At 72.9% G+C, this 17,046-nt stretch carries 16 protein-coding genes; 6 read left to right on the top strand and 10 right to left on the bottom strand.

The genetic code is table 11. The features are described 5' to 3' along the window. Window positions 1-10: 10 nt before the first annotated feature. Window positions 11-1,333: a deoxyguanosinetriphosphate triphosphohydrolase gene (locus tag ACTMTB_RS14285; RefSeq protein WP_441145749.1), complete on the bottom strand. Its 1,323-nt coding sequence runs from the start codon at window positions 1,331-1,333 to the stop codon at window positions 11-13. 3 nt (window positions 1,334-1,336) lie between these two features. After that, window positions 1,337-1,687 carry a VOC family protein gene (locus ACTMTB_RS14290; RefSeq protein WP_210777301.1) on the bottom strand — a complete coding sequence of 117 codons (351 nt, stop codon included), beginning with the start codon at window positions 1,685-1,687 and terminating at the stop codon, window positions 1,337-1,339. Between the two features lie 252 nt (window positions 1,688-1,939). Between ACTMTB_RS14290 and ACTMTB_RS14295 the strand changes: the two genes are divergently transcribed. Then, window positions 1,940-2,410 (top strand): roadblock/LC7 domain-containing protein, encoded by a 471-nt coding sequence (locus ACTMTB_RS14295; protein ID WP_441145936.1) that lies wholly within the window; start codon window positions 1,940-1,942, stop codon window positions 2,408-2,410. An 87-nt stretch (window positions 2,411-2,497) separates the two neighbouring features. Here the strand turns inward: ACTMTB_RS14295 and ppdK are convergent, their stop codons facing one another. After that, window positions 2,498-5,206: a pyruvate, phosphate dikinase gene (ppdK, locus tag ACTMTB_RS14300; protein ID WP_441145751.1), complete on the bottom strand. Its 2,709-nt coding sequence runs from the start codon at window positions 5,204-5,206 to the stop codon at window positions 2,498-2,500. A 313-nt stretch (window positions 5,207-5,519) separates the two neighbouring features. Between ppdK and ACTMTB_RS14305 the strand changes: the two genes are divergently transcribed. Further along, window positions 5,520-7,301, top strand: a complete 1,782-nt coding sequence (locus ACTMTB_RS14305; RefSeq protein WP_441145753.1) for a beta-N-acetylhexosaminidase — start codon at window positions 5,520-5,522, stop codon at window positions 7,299-7,301. Window positions 7,302-7,742: 441 nt separating this feature from the next. Then, a complete protein-coding gene (locus ACTMTB_RS14310) occupies window positions 7,743-8,405 on the top strand; it encodes a C39 family peptidase (protein ID WP_441145755.1) in 663 nt (220 codons plus the stop codon). Window positions 8,406-8,494: 89 nt separating this feature from the next. Here ACTMTB_RS14310 and dusB read toward each other — a convergent pair whose 3' ends face one another. From dusB to ACTMTB_RS14345, 7 genes are all read right to left on the bottom strand, one after another. Continuing rightward, window positions 8,495-9,670 (bottom strand): tRNA dihydrouridine synthase DusB, encoded by a 1,176-nt coding sequence (dusB, locus tag ACTMTB_RS14315; protein WP_441145757.1) that lies wholly within the window; start codon window positions 9,668-9,670, stop codon window positions 8,495-8,497. A gap of 103 nt (window positions 9,671-9,773) precedes the next feature. Beyond that, window positions 9,774-10,601, bottom strand: a complete 828-nt coding sequence (locus ACTMTB_RS14320; protein ID WP_441145759.1) for a hypothetical protein — start codon at window positions 10,599-10,601, stop codon at window positions 9,774-9,776. Beyond that, window positions 10,594-11,517 (bottom strand): hypothetical protein, encoded by a 924-nt coding sequence (locus tag ACTMTB_RS14325; RefSeq protein ID WP_441145761.1) that lies wholly within the window; start codon window positions 11,515-11,517, stop codon window positions 10,594-10,596. The genes ACTMTB_RS14320 and ACTMTB_RS14325 overlap by 8 nt, the downstream gene beginning before the upstream one ends. A gap of 74 nt (window positions 11,518-11,591) precedes the next feature. Then, complete coding sequence (locus tag ACTMTB_RS14330; RefSeq protein ID WP_441145763.1) at window positions 11,592-12,419, bottom strand: hypothetical protein; 828 nt, start codon at window positions 12,417-12,419, stop codon at window positions 11,592-11,594. 148 nt (window positions 12,420-12,567) lie between these two features. Then, window positions 12,568-13,947, bottom strand: a complete 1,380-nt coding sequence (locus ACTMTB_RS14335) for a glycine--tRNA ligase (RefSeq protein WP_441145765.1) — start codon at window positions 13,945-13,947, stop codon at window positions 12,568-12,570. 135 nt (window positions 13,948-14,082) lie between these two features. Next, window positions 14,083-14,556 (bottom strand): hypothetical protein, encoded by a 474-nt coding sequence (locus ACTMTB_RS14340; protein WP_441145938.1) that lies wholly within the window; start codon window positions 14,554-14,556, stop codon window positions 14,083-14,085. Window positions 14,557-14,661: 105 nt separating this feature from the next. Then, window positions 14,662-15,003, bottom strand: coding sequence for an antibiotic biosynthesis monooxygenase family protein (locus ACTMTB_RS14345; protein ID WP_154942524.1), 342 nt, complete (start codon window positions 15,001-15,003; stop codon window positions 14,662-14,664). A 28-nt stretch (window positions 15,004-15,031) separates the two neighbouring features. Between ACTMTB_RS14345 and ACTMTB_RS14350 the strand changes: the two genes are divergently transcribed. The 3 genes from ACTMTB_RS14350 to ACTMTB_RS14360 are packed head-to-tail and all read left to right on the top strand — an operon-like array spanning window position 15,032 to window position 17,046. Continuing rightward, a complete protein-coding gene (locus ACTMTB_RS14350) occupies window positions 15,032-15,289 on the top strand; it encodes a DUF6703 family protein (protein WP_210778440.1) in 258 nt (85 codons plus the stop codon). A 54-nt stretch (window positions 15,290-15,343) separates the two neighbouring features. Beyond that, complete coding sequence (locus ACTMTB_RS14355; protein ID WP_441145768.1) at window positions 15,344-16,288, top strand: metal ABC transporter substrate-binding protein; 945 nt, start codon at window positions 15,344-15,346, stop codon at window positions 16,286-16,288. Beyond that, a complete protein-coding gene (locus tag ACTMTB_RS14360) occupies window positions 16,285-17,046 on the top strand; it encodes a metal ABC transporter ATP-binding protein (protein ID WP_280838082.1) in 762 nt (253 codons plus the stop codon). Before ACTMTB_RS14355 ends, ACTMTB_RS14360 begins: the two co-directional genes overlap by 4 nt.

Raw genomic sequence — 17,046 nt, forward strand, 5'->3', positions numbered from 1 at the left:
GTCACTTAGGCTAACCTAAGTCGTCGCGGGGCCTCCGGTCGGGAGAGCGACCCGCACGCCGGACGAGCCGGTCGTGCCAAGCCACCGCCGCCGGGTCGGTGAGCGACGCCACCTGGTCGACCACCACCCGCAGCCGGGCGGCGTCGTCGGGGGCGGCCCGCCACAGCGGCGCGAAGACCGGGTCGAGCGCGTCCGGCGCCCGCTCGCCCAGCACGCCGACCAGCTCGGCCAGGATCGCCCGCTGCCGGTCGTACCGGGCGCCGGCGCCCGGGCGGTTCATCACGTAGCGCCAGGCGATCCCCTTCAGCAGCGCGCACTGGGCCCGAACCCGGCGCGGCACCACCAGGTCGGCGGCGTACCGGCGGTGCGGGCCCGGGCCGAACCGCTCCCGGGTGGCGGTCACCACGGCGGAGACGAACCGGCCGGTCAGCACGCTGGCGGTGGCCTTCAGCGTGACCTGCGCGCGATGGCTGCCGTCGTACCCGGCGAGCGCGGCGAGCTCCGGCTCGTCGAGCAGGTCGACCAGCACCTCGCCCAGATCGGCCGGGGACTCGCCGGAGTAGACGGCGGCCACGTCGACGCAGAGGGCGGCCCGCTCGTCCGGGTCGTCGAGCAGGGGCCGCAGCGAGAGGTACCCGCCGTGGATGCCGTCCTCCACGTCGTGCACCGAGTAGGCGACGTCGTCGGCCCAGTCCATCACCTGGGCCTCCAGGCAGCGCCGCGCGCCGCCGGGCGGGCCGCCGCCGTCCCCCGCGGGTACGCCCTCGCGCAGCCAGTCGAAGACCGGCCGGTCGTCGTCGTACACCCCGAACTTGCGCAGTCCCGGCTGCCGGGGCCACGGGTACTTGCCGACCGCGTCGAGCGAGGCCCGGGTGAGGTTGAGCCCGGCGGGTACGCCGTCCGGGCCGACCACCTTGGCCTCCAGCCGGGTCAGCACGCGCAGCGTCTGGGCGTTGCCCTCGAACCCGCCGCAGGACGCGGCGAGCCGGTCCAGGGCGTCCTCGCCGTTGTGCCCGAAGGGCGGGTGGCCGAGGTCGTGCGCCAGCCCGGCGGTGTCCACCACGTCCGGGTCGCAGCCCAGCCGGGCGCCCATCTCCCGGGCGATCTGGGCCACCTCCAGCGAGTGCGTCAGCCGGGTACGCAGGAAGTCGTCGGTGCCGGCGACGTGCACCTGGGTCTTGGCGGCCAGCCGCCGGAAGGCCGCCGAGTGCAGCACCCGGGCCCGGTCCCGCTCGTACGGCGACCGGCCGTAGCCGGTGTCCTTGGGCGCCTCGTCGACCCGACGCCGCGCGTCGGACGCGTCCCACGGCCCGGCCGGGTCGGCGTCACGCACCCCTCAGCCCTGCTGTCGCAGCACGCAGAACTCGTTGCCCTCCGGGTCGGCGAGCACCGTCCAGGAGGCGTCGCCCTGGCCGACGTCGACGTGCCGGGCCCCCATGTCGACCAGCCGCTCGACCTCGGCCTCCTGGTCGGCCGGGCGCAGGTCGAGGTGGAGCCGGTTCTTGGTCTCCTTGCCGTCGGCGACCGGGACGAAGACGATGCCGGGCAGCCGGTCGCGCGACTGGCGGATCTCCACCTCGTCCGGCTTCTCCGCGATCACCTGGTAGCCCAGCGCCTCGGCCCACCAGTGGGCCAGCCGGGACGGGTCCCGGGCGTCGACGGTCAAGCTCTCCCAGACGCTGGTCATGCGGCCACCCTTCGCCGGTCGTACGCAACTGCTCGCGGGAGCTCAGGTTACGCCCGGGTGGCCCGCGGGGCGCGCCGGCGAACATCGCCTGGCGGGTCCGCAACCGCCAATCAGACGACAGTTGTCGACCGATTGCCGACCGTCACGGGATCGCGGGCACGGCGTGGCCTTCGGTAACGTGCCGGGAGCGGTACGTGACACCGACGACCGGAACGCGACGAACGGGGGACGCTCGTGCACGTTGACACGGTGATGGACACGGAGCTGCGGAGGCTGCGCCGACGCCGCCCCGAGGTGGCCGGCACGGTGCTGGGCGGGCGCGACGGGATGCTCATCTCCAGCGACCTGCCGACCACCGACGCGACCCACCTGGCCGCCCTCGCCGCGGTGAGTTTCGGGGTGGGCCACCAGGTCGCCCACACGGTGCGCGGCGGCGGCTTCCGGGAGTCGGTGGTGCACACGGCCACCGGCTCCGTGGTCACCTATCCGGCGGGGCGGCACGCGCTGCTCACCCTGGTCACCGGCGCGGGTGCAGACCTGGAGGCGCTGCACGTGGAGGCGCGGGCGGTGGCCGAGCGGGCCGGCTCGGCGTTCGACTCGCAGCGGGTGGCGGTGGGCGCGACGCCCGTGCCGCAGGTGCACCGCGCGCTCGCTGTGCGTACCCCGCTGCCGGCGCTGGCCAGGCGGCGGCCCGGATCGACCTGGCGGCGCCCGCCGCTGTAGGGCCCGGCCCTCCGCGACGCAGACGCACCACACCCACCGACGACGATGGCGGCTCCGGGGCACCCGGAGCCGCCGTCGGTCGTGCGGTCAGCGGCTGTCGGAACCGTGGGTCTCGACGGCCGCGCGGCCGGCCTCCAGGCGGGCCACCGGCACCCGGAACGGGGAGCAGGAGACGTAGTCCAGGCCCACCTCGTGGAAGAAGTGCACCGAGTCGGGGTCGCCGCCGTGCTCGCCGCAGACGCCGAGCTTCAGCTCCGGCCGGGCCGCCCGGCCCTCCTCCGCGGCGATCCGGACCAGCCGGCCCACCCCGTCCCGGTCGATGGACTCGAACGGCGAGATGCCGAAGATGCCCAGCTCCAGGTAGCGCCAGAAGAACGCGCCCTCGACGTCGTCGCGGGAGAAGCCCCAGGCCATCTGGGTCAGGTCGTTGGTGCCGAAGGAGAAGAACTGTGCCGCCTCGGCGATCTGCCCGGCGGTCAGCGCCGCCCGGGGCACCTCGATCATGGTGCCGATCAGCACCTCGACGCCGCTGTCCCCGACCACCTCGGCGATGATCTTCTCGGCCTCGGCCCGTACCGTCTCCAGCTCCTGCACCGCGCCGACCAGCGGCACCATGATCTCCGGCTTGGCCACCGCGCCGGCGCGGGTGACCGCGACGGCGGCCTCCGCGATGGCCCGCACCTGCATCGCAAACAGGCCCGGGATGACCAGGCCGAGGCGCACGCCGCGCAGGCCCAGCATCGGGTTCTCCTCGTGCATGCGCCGGACGGCGGCGAGCAGCGCCTCCTCCTTGGCGACGTCCTCGCCGCGCTCCTGGGCGACGGCGACGTTGACCGCGAGCTGCTCCAGCGGGGGCAGGAACTCGTGCAGCGGCGGGTCGATCAGCCGCACCGTGACCGGCAGACCGTCCATCTCGCGGAAGATCTCCTTGAAGTCGTCGCGCTGCAAGGGCAGCAGCGCGGCGAGCGCCGACTCCCGCTCGTCGTCGGTACGGGCCAGGATCAGCCGCTCGACCAGCTCCCGCCGGTCGCCGAGGAACATGTGCTCGGTGCGGCACAGGCCGATGCCCTGGGCGCCGAAGCGCCGCGCCCGGGCCGCGTCCGCCCCGGTGTCGGCGTTCGTCCGGACCGCCAGCCGCCGCTTGGCGTCGGCGTGGCTCATGATCCGGTGTACGGCCCGGACCAGCGGGTTGTCGACGTGCTCCGGCTCGAGGCTGCCCTCGAAGTACTGCACCACCTCGGACGGCATGACCGGGACCTCGCCGAGGTAGACCTTGCCGGTGGTGCCGTCGATGGAGACGATGTCGCCCTCGTTGACGGTCTGCCCGGCCACGGTGAACCGCTTGGCCGGCACGTTCACGTCGATCTCGTCGGCGCCGGAGACGCAGGTCTTGCCCATGCCCCGGGCCACCACGGCTGCGTGGCTGGTCTTGCCGCCCCGCGAGGTGAGGATGCCCTGGCTGGCGATCATGCCGTTCAGGTCGTCCGGGTTGGTCTCCCGGCGGACCAGGATCACCGACTCCCCCTCGGCGGCCAGCTCGACCGCCCGCGCGGAGGTGAAGACCACCTTGCCGGAGGCGGCGCCCGGTGAGGCGCCGATGCCCTTGGCGACCGGCTGGAACTCGTGGTCGAGCCGGAACCGGGGGAACATCAGCTGCGCCAGCTGCGCGCCGTTGACCCGGTGCAGCGCCTCGTCCAGGTCGATCAGGCCCTCGTCGACGAGCTGCCCGGCGATGACGAACGCGGCGGCGGCGGTGCGCTTGCCGACCCGGGTCTGGAGCATCCAGAGCTTGCCGCGCTCGATGGTGAACTCGATGTCGCAGAGGTCCTTGTAGTGCCCCTCCAGCCGGGCCATGAACGCGAGGAGCTCGTCGTAGGACTTCTTGTCGAGCTGCTCCAGCTCCTGCAGCGGCACGGTGTTGCGGATGCCGGCGACGACGTCCTCGCCCTGGGCGTTGGCCAGGTAGTCGCCGTAGATGCCCTGGGCGCCGCTGCCCGGGTCGCGGGTGAAGGCGACGCCGGTGCCGGAGTCGGGGCCGAGGTTGCCGAAGACCATGGAGACCACGTTGACCGCGGTGCCGAGGTCGGCCGGGATGCGCTCCTGGCGGCGGTAGACCACGGCCCGCTCGGCGTTCCACGACTCGAAGACCGCACGGATGGCCAGGTCGAGCTGCTCGCGCGGCTCCTGCGGGAACTCCCGGCCGGTGTGCTTGACGAAGATCTTCTTGTACGCGTCGACCAGCCCGCGCAGGTCGTCGGCGTCGAGGTCGAGGTCGTTGGTGGTGCCCTTGGCGCGCTTGGCCTCGTCCAGGGCGTGCTCGAACTCCTCGCCCGGCACCTCACAGACGGTCTTGCCGAACATCTGGATCAGCCGGCGGTACGAGTCCCAGGCGAACCGGTCGTTGCCGCCGGCCTGGGCGGAGAGCCCGACCACGCTGCGGTCGTTGAGGCCGACGTTGAGGACGGTCTCCATCATGCCGGGCATGGAGAACTTCGCGCCGGAGCGTACGGACACCAGCAGCGGGTCGTCCGGGTCGCCGAGGCGGCGGCCCATCTCGCGTTCCAGGGCCTCCAGGTGGGTGGCGATCTGACCGGCCAGCCCGGCGGGTTCCTCGCCGGTGGCCAGGTACGCCTTGCACGCCTCGGTGGTGATGATGAACCCGGGCGGGACCGGCAGCCCGAGATTGGTCATCTCGGCGAGGTTGGCCCCCTTGCCACCGAGCAGGTCCTTGAGATCCTTGTTGCCCTCGGCGAAGTCGTAGACGTACTTGTGATCGACCGTCTCTTGCGCTGCCACCAGAGCCTCCCACGCGCGCCGGAATTGACACTTAACGAAGGTTCAGCTGCCTCATACCCCGGGGCAGGCCACCGGTAATCCCGGTGCCAGCACCGATCGGTGGGCGAAGGTTAAGCGAACATCGAGTGGCCTGGGACCGTTCGGTGACAATAGGCACAGTCATCACGACTATCCGCGTTCGCGGCGGTTTCTGGGAACGCTTCCATGCGCACGATCACGCAATTCCGAGTCTCCTCGTACTCTTGACGGCACCGGTTCTGCTGAACCTGACCTTTGCCATATCCGCCGCAAATACACCCCCGGAGCCGCCGCCGTGCCGCCCACCCCCGCCACCAGCCCGGAGACCGGCGCCGCCGCCAGCGCCGGGGCCGACCGGGAACCGCCGGATCAGGTCGACCTGTCCGCCCACCGGCCGGCCGCCGCCGAACTGGCCCGGGCCGCCGAGCTGACCGCCGGGGAGTTGCTGGCCCCGCCCGCACCGGTCCGACTGGGCGACGTGGTGCCGGCCCCGGAGCAGGTCCGGCCCGACCTGACGGCCGACTTCACCCTCCCCGCCGACGCGGCCGTCCGGGTGGGCCCGGACCCCGACGCCCGGGACGTGGCCGAACAGCTCGCCGAGCTGCTGCGACCGGCCACCGGGTACCCGCTGCCGGTCGTGGTCGAGGCCACCGCGACCGACGGCCCGCTGGTGCTCACCCTGGCCGCCGCGACGCCGCCCGCCGGCGTACCCCGCCCCCGGATCGCGGCCGAGGACGCGGCGAGCGCGGACGCGGGTGAGCTGGGCGTCGAGGGCTACCGCCTGGACGTCGCCCCCACGGGGGTGCGGATCAGCGCCGACACCGCCACGGGCCTGTTCCACGGGGCGCAGACGCTGCGGCAGCTCCTGCCGGCGGCGGTCGAGAGCCCGTCCCCGGTCGCCGCCCGCTGGGTGGTGCCCGGCGGTGTGATCGTCGACCGGCCGCGCTTTCCGTACCGGGGCGCGATGCTCGACGTCTCCCGGCACTTCTTCGGCGTCACCGACGTGCTGCGGGTGATCGACCACCTGGCCCGGTACAAGCTCAACCACCTGCACCTGCACCTCACCGACGACCAGGGCTGGCGGATCGCCGTCGACTCGTGGCCCGCGCTGACCACCGTCGGCGGGGCCACCGAGGTCGGCGGCGGCCCGGGCGGTTTCTACACCGGCGCGGACTACCGGCGGATCGTCCGGTACGCCGCCCGCCGGCACGTCACCGTCGTCCCCGAGATCGACCTGCCCGGCCACACCAACGCGGCGCTGACCGCGTACCCCGAGCTGGCGCCGGACCGGGTCGCGCCACCGCCGTACACCGGCACCGAGGTCGGCTTCAGCTACGTCGACCCGGCCAGCGAGCGGACGTACGACTTCGTCGCCGACGTGCTCGGCGAGGTGGCCGCCCTCACCCCCGGCCCGTGGCTGCACATCGGCGGCGACGAGGCGTTCAAGGTCAAGGGTGCGGCGTACACCGGCTTCGTGGAGCGCACCCAGCGGATCGTCGCCGGCACCGGCAAGACGGTCATCGGGTGGCACCAGATCGCCCCGGCCGAGCACGCCGAGGGACGGGTGGTCCAGTGGTGGGGCACCGACGGCGCGGACCCGGTGGTCGCCGAGGCGGTACGCCGGGGCGCCCGGCTGATCCTCTCCCCCGGCAACCACGCCTACCTGGACATGAAGTACGCCCCGGACACCCCGATCGGCCACGACTGGGCCGGGCTGATCGACGTGCGGCGCGCGTACGACTGGGATCCGGCCACGCACGTGGCCGGCGTACCCGCCGACGCGGTGCTCGGCGTGGAGGCGCCGCTCTGGACCGAGTCGGTGACCACGCTGGCGGAGATCGAGTTCATGTTCCTCCCCCGGCTGCCCGCCATCGCCGAGCTGGGCTGGTCGCCCCGCTCAACGCACGACTGGGCCGGGTTCCGCGAGCGCCTCGCCGGCCACGGCCCGCGCTGGGCCACCGCCGGCATCGCCTTCCACCGTGCCCCGGAGATCCCCTGGCCCGCCGAACGGGACGCGGCCGACACCCCGCCCACCGGAATCCCCACCCCACCCGCCACGCCGACCCCCACCGGTTGACACCTGACGCCCCGCGAAGCCCGCATTGCCCGTTGATCAAGAAGTTTGCGTCGGTCGGACGGCGTGTTTCTGACCCAAACTTCTTGATCAACGAGGCGGAGGCGGCCGGGCCGTCGGTTCGGGGTCGGATGTCCGGTTTGGGGTGGGCGGTGTCGGCCGGAACAGGTCCGTCTGGCCTGCGGTGTCGGGTGGGCGGGGCCGCCCCGGTTGCGGAATGGCCGGTGGGGCGGGGTCGTTGTACATGGCGTACCTCCGGCGCTCCCCCGGCCGGACGGATCCCGGGACCGGCCCGATGGAATGCGCGGCCGCCCGGGCCGGTTACATCCCCCGGACACCCGAGCAGGTCGCGCCGATCGCCGGGTCGATCCCCCTTCTGACTTGTCCCGCGGCACCGCGCCCCCTGTTGCGTGTGCCGCGCACCCCCGAACAGAGAGGCCGATCATGCGTACCGATCTGATCCGCAAGACCGCCCTGGCCGCTGCCGGCCTCGCCTTCACCGGCGCCGTCGCCGGCCCGCTCGCCACCGCCAACACCGACTCGGCCGCCACCGACAAGGGCGCCGCGTCGGCGAAGAACGACCGCAGGTCGCACGGCGAGCGTGAGCTGACCATGCGCTACGAGGCCCAGCCGAACTTCTACTACTGCGGCCCCTCGGCCACCCGCAACGCCCTGTCGGTGCAGGGCAAGGACATCGACGTGGACACCATGGCCAAGGAGATGGGCACCACCGAGGCCGGCACCAACTCCATCAACGACATCACCCCGGTGCTGAACAAGGAGACCGGCAAGAAGGTCTACCGCAGCGTCGAGATCCGCGACAACAGCGCCGACCGCAAGCAGACCGAGAAGCTGCGCGCGGACGTCGTCCGCACCATCGACGACGGTCGGGCCGTGGTCGCCAACATCGCCGGCACCGCCACGGACACCGACGGTGTCACCCACTCCTTCGAGGGTGGCCACTACATCAGCGTCATCGGCTACCGCGACGGCGGGAACGTCGTCACGATCGCCGACTCGGCGAACGCCGACCAGATGTCCTACCGGATGAGCGTGGACAACCTGGCCGACTGGATCGCCACCCGCGGCTACGCCGCCGCCGCCTGATCCACGGCACCACCGACACGGGCCGGCCCCCACCCGGGGGCCGGCCCTTCGTCGTGTGCGCGTCGGGGCGACGTGCGGACCAGCGGCGGTCAGCCGCCGGAGTCGTCCAGCTCGGCGCCCTCGGGCACGGTGTCGTCGTCCCGGCTGGCCAGCCAGCCGTCGGGCAGGAAGACCTTGCCCGGGGAGTTGGTACGACCACGCGGCTGACCGAGGGTGGCCACCGGGAAGGGCTCCGTCGGGTCCAGCTTGCCGAGCAGGTCGTCGAGCTGCGCCAGGCTCTCGATCATCGCCAGGTCGCGGCGCAGCTCGCTGCCGACCGGGAAGCCCTTGAGGTACCAGGCGACGTGCTTGCGGAAGTCGATGCAACCGTCCCGCTCACCCCGGGCCGGGGTACGGCTGCCGGCGGTGAACTGGTCGACCAGCAGCTCGGCGTGGCGGCGCATGGTCTGCGCGACCTCGCCCAGGGTGGGCAGCCGCCGCTCGGGGCGACCGTCGAACGCGGCCTCCAGGTCGGCGAAGAGCCACGGCCGGCCCAGGCAGCCTCGGCCGATCACCACCCCGTCCACGCCGGTGTGCGCCACCATCCGCAGCGCGTCGTCGGCCTCCCAGATGTCGCCGTTGCCGAGCACCGGCACGTCGAGGGCCTGCTTCAAGGTGGCGATCGCGTCCCAGTCGGCGGTGCCCGAGTAGCGCTGCGCGGCCGTACGCCCGTGCAGGGCGACCGCCGCCACCCCGGCGTCCTGCGCGGCCAGCCCGGCCTCCACGTACGTCAGGTGGTCGTCGTCGATGCCCTTGCGCATCTTCACGGTGACCGGCACCCCGGCCGGTGCGGCGGCGTCCACCGCGGCCCTGACCAGGCGGGCGAAGAGCCGCCGCCGCCACGGCAGCGCGGAGCCGCCGCCCTTGCGGGTCACCTTGGGCACCGGGCAGCCGAAGTTCAGGTCGATGTGGTCGGCCAGGTTCTTCTCCACCACGATCCGTACCGCGGCGGCGGTGATCTCCGGATCGGTGCCGTAGAGCTGGAGGCTGCGCGGCCGCTCGTCGGCGCCGAAGGCGATCATGCGCAGCGTCTTCGGGTTCCGCTCGACCAGGGCGACAGTGGTGATCATCTCGCAGACGTAGATGCCGCCGCCCTGCTCCCGGCAGAGCTGCCGGAAGCCGACATTGGTGATGCCGGCCATCGGGGCGAGCACCACCGGCGGCCACACCTGGTGCGGCCCGAGGGTGAGCGGGCGGAGCGCGACGGACGGGGCGGGACTGGTCACGTACCCAAGAATCCCATGCCCGGCGCGGTGGCCCCGGGTCCGGTGGCCGGTCACCGCCGCGATGGTGAGCGAACTCGCACCGCGACGGCGACCGGCGGACGGGTCAGTACGTGCCGGGGCTGGACAGAATCAGGCCCGAGACGTCCACGATGACGGACGTGGCCGCGCTGACGTGGATCGCGAACGACAGGCCGTTGCCGTTGTAGCTGCCGAGCTGCACCTCGACCAGGTTGGAGAGGATCTGGTTCGGTCCCCACCAGTTCAGCGACGAGGTCTGCGGCTTGGCGATCGAGGAGCTGTACGCGGTCAGCACGCCGGCGGAGACGGTGCCCGCCACGGTGATGTTGACGTACGCGGCGGTCGCCTTCTCCGCCAGCGCCGGTGGGACGTTCTTCACCGTCAGGTGGATGATCTTGCCGGCGTTGAGCTTGCCCGAGGTCACGCCGGCGCTGCCGGCCAGGATGTTCCCGCTGTAGGTGGAGATCGCGCGGGTGTCGAGGATCCGCTGCGGCGGGACGGCCATCGTCCGGTTCGCCCACCGCGAGGTGTTGACGTACGCGCGCGCCCCGCCCTTGCCGCCGATCACCAGCTCGCCGGAGGGGGTGACCGCGAGCGAGCCGGTCGGCAGCTCCTGCGGGATGCTGGCGGACGGAGTGGGGGTCAGCACCAGCGGAGGACGGGTGCTCGGCGCGTCGACGGTCAGCGTCGGGGCCAGCGCCGAACCGCCGCGCAGCACGGTCTCGGTGGCCCCCGCGTCGTTGGTGACCCCGATGAGCACCGGCTGCCCCGGGTCGGCGGCGGCCGGGGTGGCGACGACCGCCGCCGCGCCGACGCCGGCACCCGCGGCGACACCGGCCTTGATGATCCGGCGGCGGGTGGTCGACGACGTCTCGTCGGTGGTCATGCTGGTGGTCTCCTCGGTCTCACGCACGGGGCTGCACCTCCCGGTCAGCGCGCTCGGCGTTGACCTTGATCACGTCGGCGCGGACCCCGCTGGTGCCCGAGTCGGCGGTCAGGCTCTTCGGGTTGTTGATGACGGCGGACTCGGGGTGGAACACGAGCAGGCCGGTCACGTCGAGGATGACGGCGGTGGCGCTCTTCTGCACCCAGATGGCCACGGTGTCCGGGTAGTAGTTGCCGTTGGCGGTCGACCAGGCGCCGGTCTGGGTGATCACGCCGTTGGAGAGCAGCTGGCCGGCGCCCCACCAGTTGATGGTGGACGCGCCCGGGGCCTGGCCCCGCCCGTAGACGGTGGCGAAGCCGCCCTTCTCGGTCTTGGCGACGGTCACGTTGCCGATCAGGCCGTCGCCGTACTCGACGATGCCGGCCAGGTGGACCAGCAGCCAGGCGCCCGCGACCGCGCGGCCCTGCGAGTCGATCTGTCCGGCGCCCTCCAGCAGCCGGGCCCGGCCGGCGGCGGTGCGGGTGTCCAGCACCCGGGTGGGCGGGATCGGCACCAGCATGGTGGCGTTCGCCGTGGTGAGCGTCTCGTAGCGGCGAACCACGCCACCGGAGTCGGTGCCGGCGGCGCCCAGGCCGAGGGTGGTCGACTCCAGCGAGCCGGGCAGCACCGGCAGCTTCGACTCGGAGCGCTTGAGCAACAGCGCCGGGCCGGCGTCGTTCTGCACGGCCAGGGTGGCCGCGCCGTTGCCGGCGGCGCTGGTCACGGTGGTCTTGCCACCGCTGTTCGGTGCGCCCAGCACGACCGGCTCGCCGACAGCGGCGCTGGCGGGGCTGGCGTTCGCCGCGGTGACGGCGGTGGCGGCGACCGCCGCGCCGCCGGTGACGGCGGCCCGCCGCAGCAGGGTACGCCGCGAGGCGGAGCGGTCGGGTTCGGACGAAGTCATCTCATTCCCCCGTTGGATGGGTTGGCGGTCTGCGACGGACGGCTGTCGAGGCGGGCCGGGAACGGCCGGGCCACCTACGCCCCACCGCCGAGCAGCACCTGGCTCGGGTGGCCGACCAGCAGGCTGGTCATGTCGACAATCGCGTGGGTCGGCGACGAGGTGGCCTGGAGGGTCAGCACGCTGCGGTACGCCCCGACGGCGCCCAGCTCGGTGAAGAGGAAGTTCGACAGGATGGTGCCGGCGGTCGCCCAGTTGACCGTGGACGCGGTGGGCTTGGTGCCGCTCCCCCACACGGTGAGCACACCGGCGCCGGTCATCCCGACCACGGTGACGTTGCCCTTGATGGCGTAGCCGTCCCGGACGTACGGGTCGAGGGCGAGCACGATCGGCACACCCGGCTGGAGCCGGCCGAGGGAGTCCAGCGACCCGGAGACGATGTTGCGCCGCAGGTTGGCGTCGCGGGTGTCGAGGATCCGGGTCGGCGGCACGGCGACCGAGGTGGTGGCCCACTCGCTGGTCCACGCCCAGCCGTTGGTGGGGTTGGCGTCGGTGCCCGCCCGGACGAAGAGGTCGCCCTGGTCGTCGACCGCCACGGTGCCGGCCTCGGAGTCGAGCACGTGCGGGTAGAGGCCCGAGCTCGGCACCAGCCGCAGCGGCGCGCCGGCCGGGTTCGCCAGCACCAGCGGGGAGTCGGTGTGGGTGAGGGTGGTGCTGGCGCCGCCCGCGTCGTTCGTCGTACCCATGATCAGGTTGCCGCCCGCGTCGGCCTGGGCCGCGCCGGGCATGCCGACCGCGCCGGCGACACCGGCGCCGGCCGTGGTGGCGGCGACCGTGGCGGCGCGGCGCAGCAGGCGCCGCCGCTTCGGGTCGTGGTCGTTGTCCTGTTGCGACGCGCGCGTCATGCAGACACCCCCGTGATGAGATTCAACGCCGGGAATGCTCGCACGAGATCAAGCCCGGCTCAACCACCGGGTGGGCGCAACCGCCGCCGATGGGCCACCGACGACGACGGCCCCGCCCCTGGTCGGGGCGGGGCCGTCGGGTGCCGGTTCAGCAGCCGGGCAGACGCTCGATCAGGTAGCGCTCGACCTGGTCCAGGGCGATCCGCTCCTGCGCCATGGTGTCCCGGTTCCGCACGGTCACCGCGTCGTCGTCGAGGGTGTCGAAGTCGACGGTCACGCAGAACGGGGTGCCGATCTCGTCCTGCCGGCGGTAGCGGCGGCCGATGGCCTGCGAGTCGTCGAACTCCACCACCCAGCGCTTGCGCAGCTGCGCGGCGAGGCCCTTCGCCTTCGGGGAGAGCGCCTCGTTGCGGGACAGCGGCAGCACCGCCACCTTGACCGGCGCCAGCCGCGGGTCGAAGCGCATCACGGTGCGCTTGTCCACACCGCCCTTGGTGTTCGGGGCCTCGTCCTCGTCGTACGCCTCCAGCAGGAACGCCAGCACCGCGCGGGTGAGACCGGCGGCCGGCTCGATGACGTACGGCATCCACCGCTCCTGCTTCGTCTGGTCGAAGTAGGACAGGTCGACGCCGGAGTGCTTGCTGTGCGTGGAGAGGTCGAAGTCGGTCCGGTTGGCGATGCCTTCCAGCTCGGCGAACTCGCTGCCGCCGAACTGGAACCGGTACTCGATGTCGACGGTGCGCTTCGAGTAGTGGGAGAGCTTCTCCTTGGGGTGCTCGTAGAAGCGCAGGTTCTCCGCCGACAGGCCCAGGTCGAGGTACCAGTTCCAGCGCTCCTGGAGCCAGTACTCGTGCCACTGCTCGTCGGTGCCCGGCTCGACGAAGAACTCCATCTCCATCTGCTCGAACTCCCGCGTACGGAAGATGAAGTTGCCCGGGGTGATCTCGTTGCGGAACGACTTGCCGGTCTGCGCGATGCCGAACGGCGGCTTCTTGCGGGCGACCGTCTCCACGTTCTTGTAGTTGACGAAGATGCCCTGGGCGGTCTCCGGGCGCAGGTAGTGCAGGCCCTCGTCGCTCTCCACCGGGCCGAGGTAGGTCTTCATCAGGCCGTTGAACATCTTCGGCTCGGTGAAGGTGCCCTTGTTGCCGCAGTTCGGGCAGTTCAGCTCGGACAGCGAGGTCAACGGCTTGCCGTGCTTCTCGGCGTACGCCTCCTCCAGGTGGTCGGCGCGGAACCGCTTGTGGCAGAACTGACACTCGGTGAGCGGGTCGACGAACTCGGCGATGTGGCCGGAGGCCTCCCACACCTTGCGGGCCAGGATGACCGCGGAGTCCAGGCCGACGACGTCGTTGCGCTGCTGGACCATGGTCTTCCACCACTGCCGGCGGACGTTCTCCTTGAGCTCCACGCCGAGCGGACCGTAGTCCCACGCCGACCGGGTGCCCCCGTAGATCTCGCTGGAGGGGAAGACGAAGCCTCGGCGCTTGGCGAGGCTGACGACGGCGTCGATACGGTCGGCTGGCATGTTTCCTCCTACGCCGGCTGGCGGTCGGCGGGGACGTGATGTGGACGGAACAAGACGTGATGTGGACGGAACGAACAGTTCGGGACAACGGTACGACCAGCGGCGTCCCGAGCCCAGCAGAATACTCCGGCCGGCTCAGTTGACCCCGCAGACCTCCATGCCGCCGGTCTGCTGGTCCGGCGCGAGGGTGACCTGCTGGGTGTCCTGGAAGCCGCCGCTGTAGGTGACGTCCACCGGCACGGTGAGCGCGTTGGGGTCGACCTCGCCCACCCGGTAGGCGGCGACCGCCGGCTCGTCGGCCGCCCGCTGGGCGAAGTCCGCCCGGGACTCGCGCCGCTGCTCCTGGTCGCAGAGCTTGTCGTAGGCCGCGCCGTACTCCTTGCGCACCAGCGCGCGGTAGTAGGCGTCGGTGACCGCGTGCCCCTGCTCCTCGATCGCCTGGGCGTTGCTGATGGTCAGGCCGACCAGGGCCGCCCCGCCCCCGCCGCAGCAGATCAGCAGGGCGAGCGCCCCGACGCCGAGACCCAGCCAGAGCCGCTTGCGGCCGCCCTCGGTGGGCGGCGCGGCGAACGGCGGGGCCACTCCCGGGCCGGGCGGCGGGGCCGGCACCCCCGGGTCGGCCGGCGGGTTGCCGTCCCCACCGGGCGTCGCGGGGTACGGCGGTGGGGCTGCCGGGCCGGGTGCGGTCATGAGTGCAGGGTAGTGCCCAGCCTCTCAGCGGTGCGGACTCGCGGCCCGATCACTGGTGGCCACCACGACCCCGCCGTCCGGGGCGGCGCTGGCCAGCGTCTCGTACGCGGACGGCTCGTCCAGCGACTCGGCGAGCAGCGGGACCGCGGCGATCTTGACGTCGAACCCGCCCAGCGCCCGCCGGTACGCCCCGACCGACTCCCACTCGGTGACCAGGCACCAGTGGGCCGGGTCGTCGAGCGCCCGCAGCAGTTCGCCGCGCAGGTAGCCGGGGCGGGCGGCGAGCGCGGCGAGCGCGGCGTGCGCCCGACCGACGAAGTCGTCGGCGACATCGACCTCGACCACGAACCGGTTGGTGACCAGCACCGGCGTCCCTCCTCGTAGAGTCTGTGGGATGCAGCGTACGCAGAGCCCCCTGCTGGTCCGACTCTCCCGGGCCAACCCGACGTCGGTGTTCCTCGCCACCCTGGTGGTGGTGCTGGTGGCGTTCTTCGCACCCGGGCCGGTGGGCGGCGTGCTGCTGCTCGCGCTCGCCGCCGGGCTGAGCTGGCTGCTGGCGACCACCTGGCCGGTGCAGGCGCCGCAGACCCGGATGATCCGGCTGGTGATGCTGACCCTGCTGGTCGCGGTCGCGTTGGCCAAGCTGCTCTGACATGCACTCATGCGTTTTTGACAATCATTTCCGTTGTCACGGACAGTTCATGACATGAACATCCGCTCCGCTCCACGCGCCCTGGCCGCCGCCACCGCCCTGCTCGCCCTGAGCGGCGTCGCCGCCTGCTCGTCCGGCGGGGCGGGCGCCGATCCGCAGCGGGTCGACGTGGTGGCCGCCTTCTACCCGTTGCAGTTCCTCGCCGAGCGGATCGGCGGCGACGCGGTCGCCGTCAGCAACCTGGCCAAGCCCGGGGCGGAGCCGCACGACCTGGAGCTCAACCCGCGCCAGGTCGGGCAGGTCAGCGAGGCGGAGCTGGTCGTCTACCTCAAGGGCTTCCAGCCGACCGTGGACGAGGCGGTGGACCAGAACGCCGCCGACCGCGCCTTCGACGTGGCGACCGTGCAGCCCCTGCTGACCGCCGCGGCCGGCGGCCACGAGCACGAGGGTGAGGCCGGTCACGCCGAGGAGCCCGGCGGCGGCCTCGACCCGCACCTCTGGCTGGACCCGACCCGGCTGGCCACCGTCGGCGACCAGCTCGCCGAGCGGCTCGGCCGGGCCGACCCGAAGCGGGCCGCCGACTACACCGCCCGGGCCCGGGCGCTCCGCGGCGAGCTGGAGAAGCTCGACGCCGAGTTCACCGCCGGACTCAAGACCTGCCAGCGCCGGGAGATCGTGGTCAGCCACACCGCCTTCGGCTACCTGACCGAGCGCTACCAGCTGGAGCAGGTCGGCATCACCGGCCTCACCCCCGACACCGAGCCCTCCCCGCAGCGCCTCGCCGAGGTCGCCGCCGAGGCCCGCGAACACGGGGCCACCACGATCTTCTTCGAGACCCTGGTCAGCCCGAAGGTCGCCGAGACCATCGCGGCTGAGGTCGGCGCGAAGACCGCGGTGCTGGACCCGATCGAAGGGCTGTCGACCGACTCCGGCGGGGACTACCTTTCGGTGATGCGCACCAACCTGCAGACCCTGCGGACGGCGTTGAGCTGCTCGTGACCGCACCCGTCATCACCGTCACCCACGGGGCGGTCGGCTACGACGGCCGACCCGTGCTGCGTGACGTGTCGCTCACCGTCACCGCCGGCGAGGTGGTCGCCGTCCTGGGGGCCAACGGCTCCGGCAAGTCCACCCTGATCCGCGCCGTGCTCGGGCTGGTCCCCCTGGCCGCCGGCTCCGTCGCGCTCTTCGGCACCCCGCTGCGCCGGTTCCGGCAGTGGCGGCGCATCGGGTACGTCCCGCAGCGGCTCGGCGCCGGCGGCGGCGTACCGGCGACGGTGCGCGAGGTGGTCGCCTCCGGCCGGCTGGCCCGCCGGGGCGTGCTCCGCCCGCCGGGGCGGGCCGACCGGGAGGCGGTCGACGCGGCGCTGCGCGCCGTCGGGCTCGCCGACCGGGCCGCCGACCCGGTCGCCACCCTCTCCGGCGGCCAGCAGCAGCGCACCCTGATCGCCCGGGCCCTCGCCGGCCGGCCGGAGCTGCTGGTGCTCGACGAGCCGACCGCCGGGGTCGACGCGGCCAGCCAGGAGGCGTTCGCCACCGCGCTGCGTGACTTCGTCGCCGACGGCGGCACCGTACTGCTCGTCGCCCACGAGCTGGGCCCGCTGCGACCGCTGATCAGCCGGGCGGTGGTGGTCCACCAGGGCGGGATCTGCCACGACGGCGCGGTGCCCGAGCCCGCCGGCCACCACGCGGAGCCCGACCACGACCACGTGCACCCGCACGGTCCCGACGAGCCCGCCGGGCTGTGGAGCAGCTGA

Source organism: Micromonospora sp. L32 (assembly GCF_052068055.1).
Classification (GTDB): Bacteria; Actinomycetota; Actinomycetes; order Mycobacteriales; family Micromonosporaceae; genus Micromonospora; species Micromonospora purpureochromogenes.

Excerpts from the sequence above, each read along its gene's own strand:
- ACTMTB_RS14290 (WP_210777301.1), bottom strand. The coding sequence starts at position 1,687 with ATGACCAGCGTCTGGGAGAGCTTGACCGTCGACGCCCGGGACCCGTCC.
- ACTMTB_RS14295 (WP_441145936.1), top strand. The coding sequence starts at position 1,940 with ATGGACACGGAGCTGCGGAGGCTGCGCCGACGCCGCCCCGAGGTGGCC.
- ACTMTB_RS14310 (WP_441145755.1), top strand. The coding sequence starts at position 7,743 with ATGCGTACCGATCTGATCCGCAAGACCGCCCTGGCCGCTGCCGGCCTC.
- ACTMTB_RS14325 (WP_441145761.1), bottom strand. The coding sequence starts at position 11,517 with ATGACTTCGTCCGAACCCGACCGCTCCGCCTCGCGGCGTACCCTGCTG.
- ACTMTB_RS14330 (WP_441145763.1), bottom strand. The coding sequence starts at position 12,419 with ATGACGCGCGCGTCGCAACAGGACAACGACCACGACCCGAAGCGGCGG.
- ACTMTB_RS14335 (WP_441145765.1), bottom strand. The coding sequence starts at position 13,947 with ATGCCAGCCGACCGTATCGACGCCGTCGTCAGCCTCGCCAAGCGCCGA.
- ACTMTB_RS14350 (WP_210778440.1), top strand. The coding sequence starts at position 15,032 with ATGCAGCGTACGCAGAGCCCCCTGCTGGTCCGACTCTCCCGGGCCAAC.
- ACTMTB_RS14355 (WP_441145768.1), top strand. The coding sequence starts at position 15,344 with ATGAACATCCGCTCCGCTCCACGCGCCCTGGCCGCCGCCACCGCCCTG.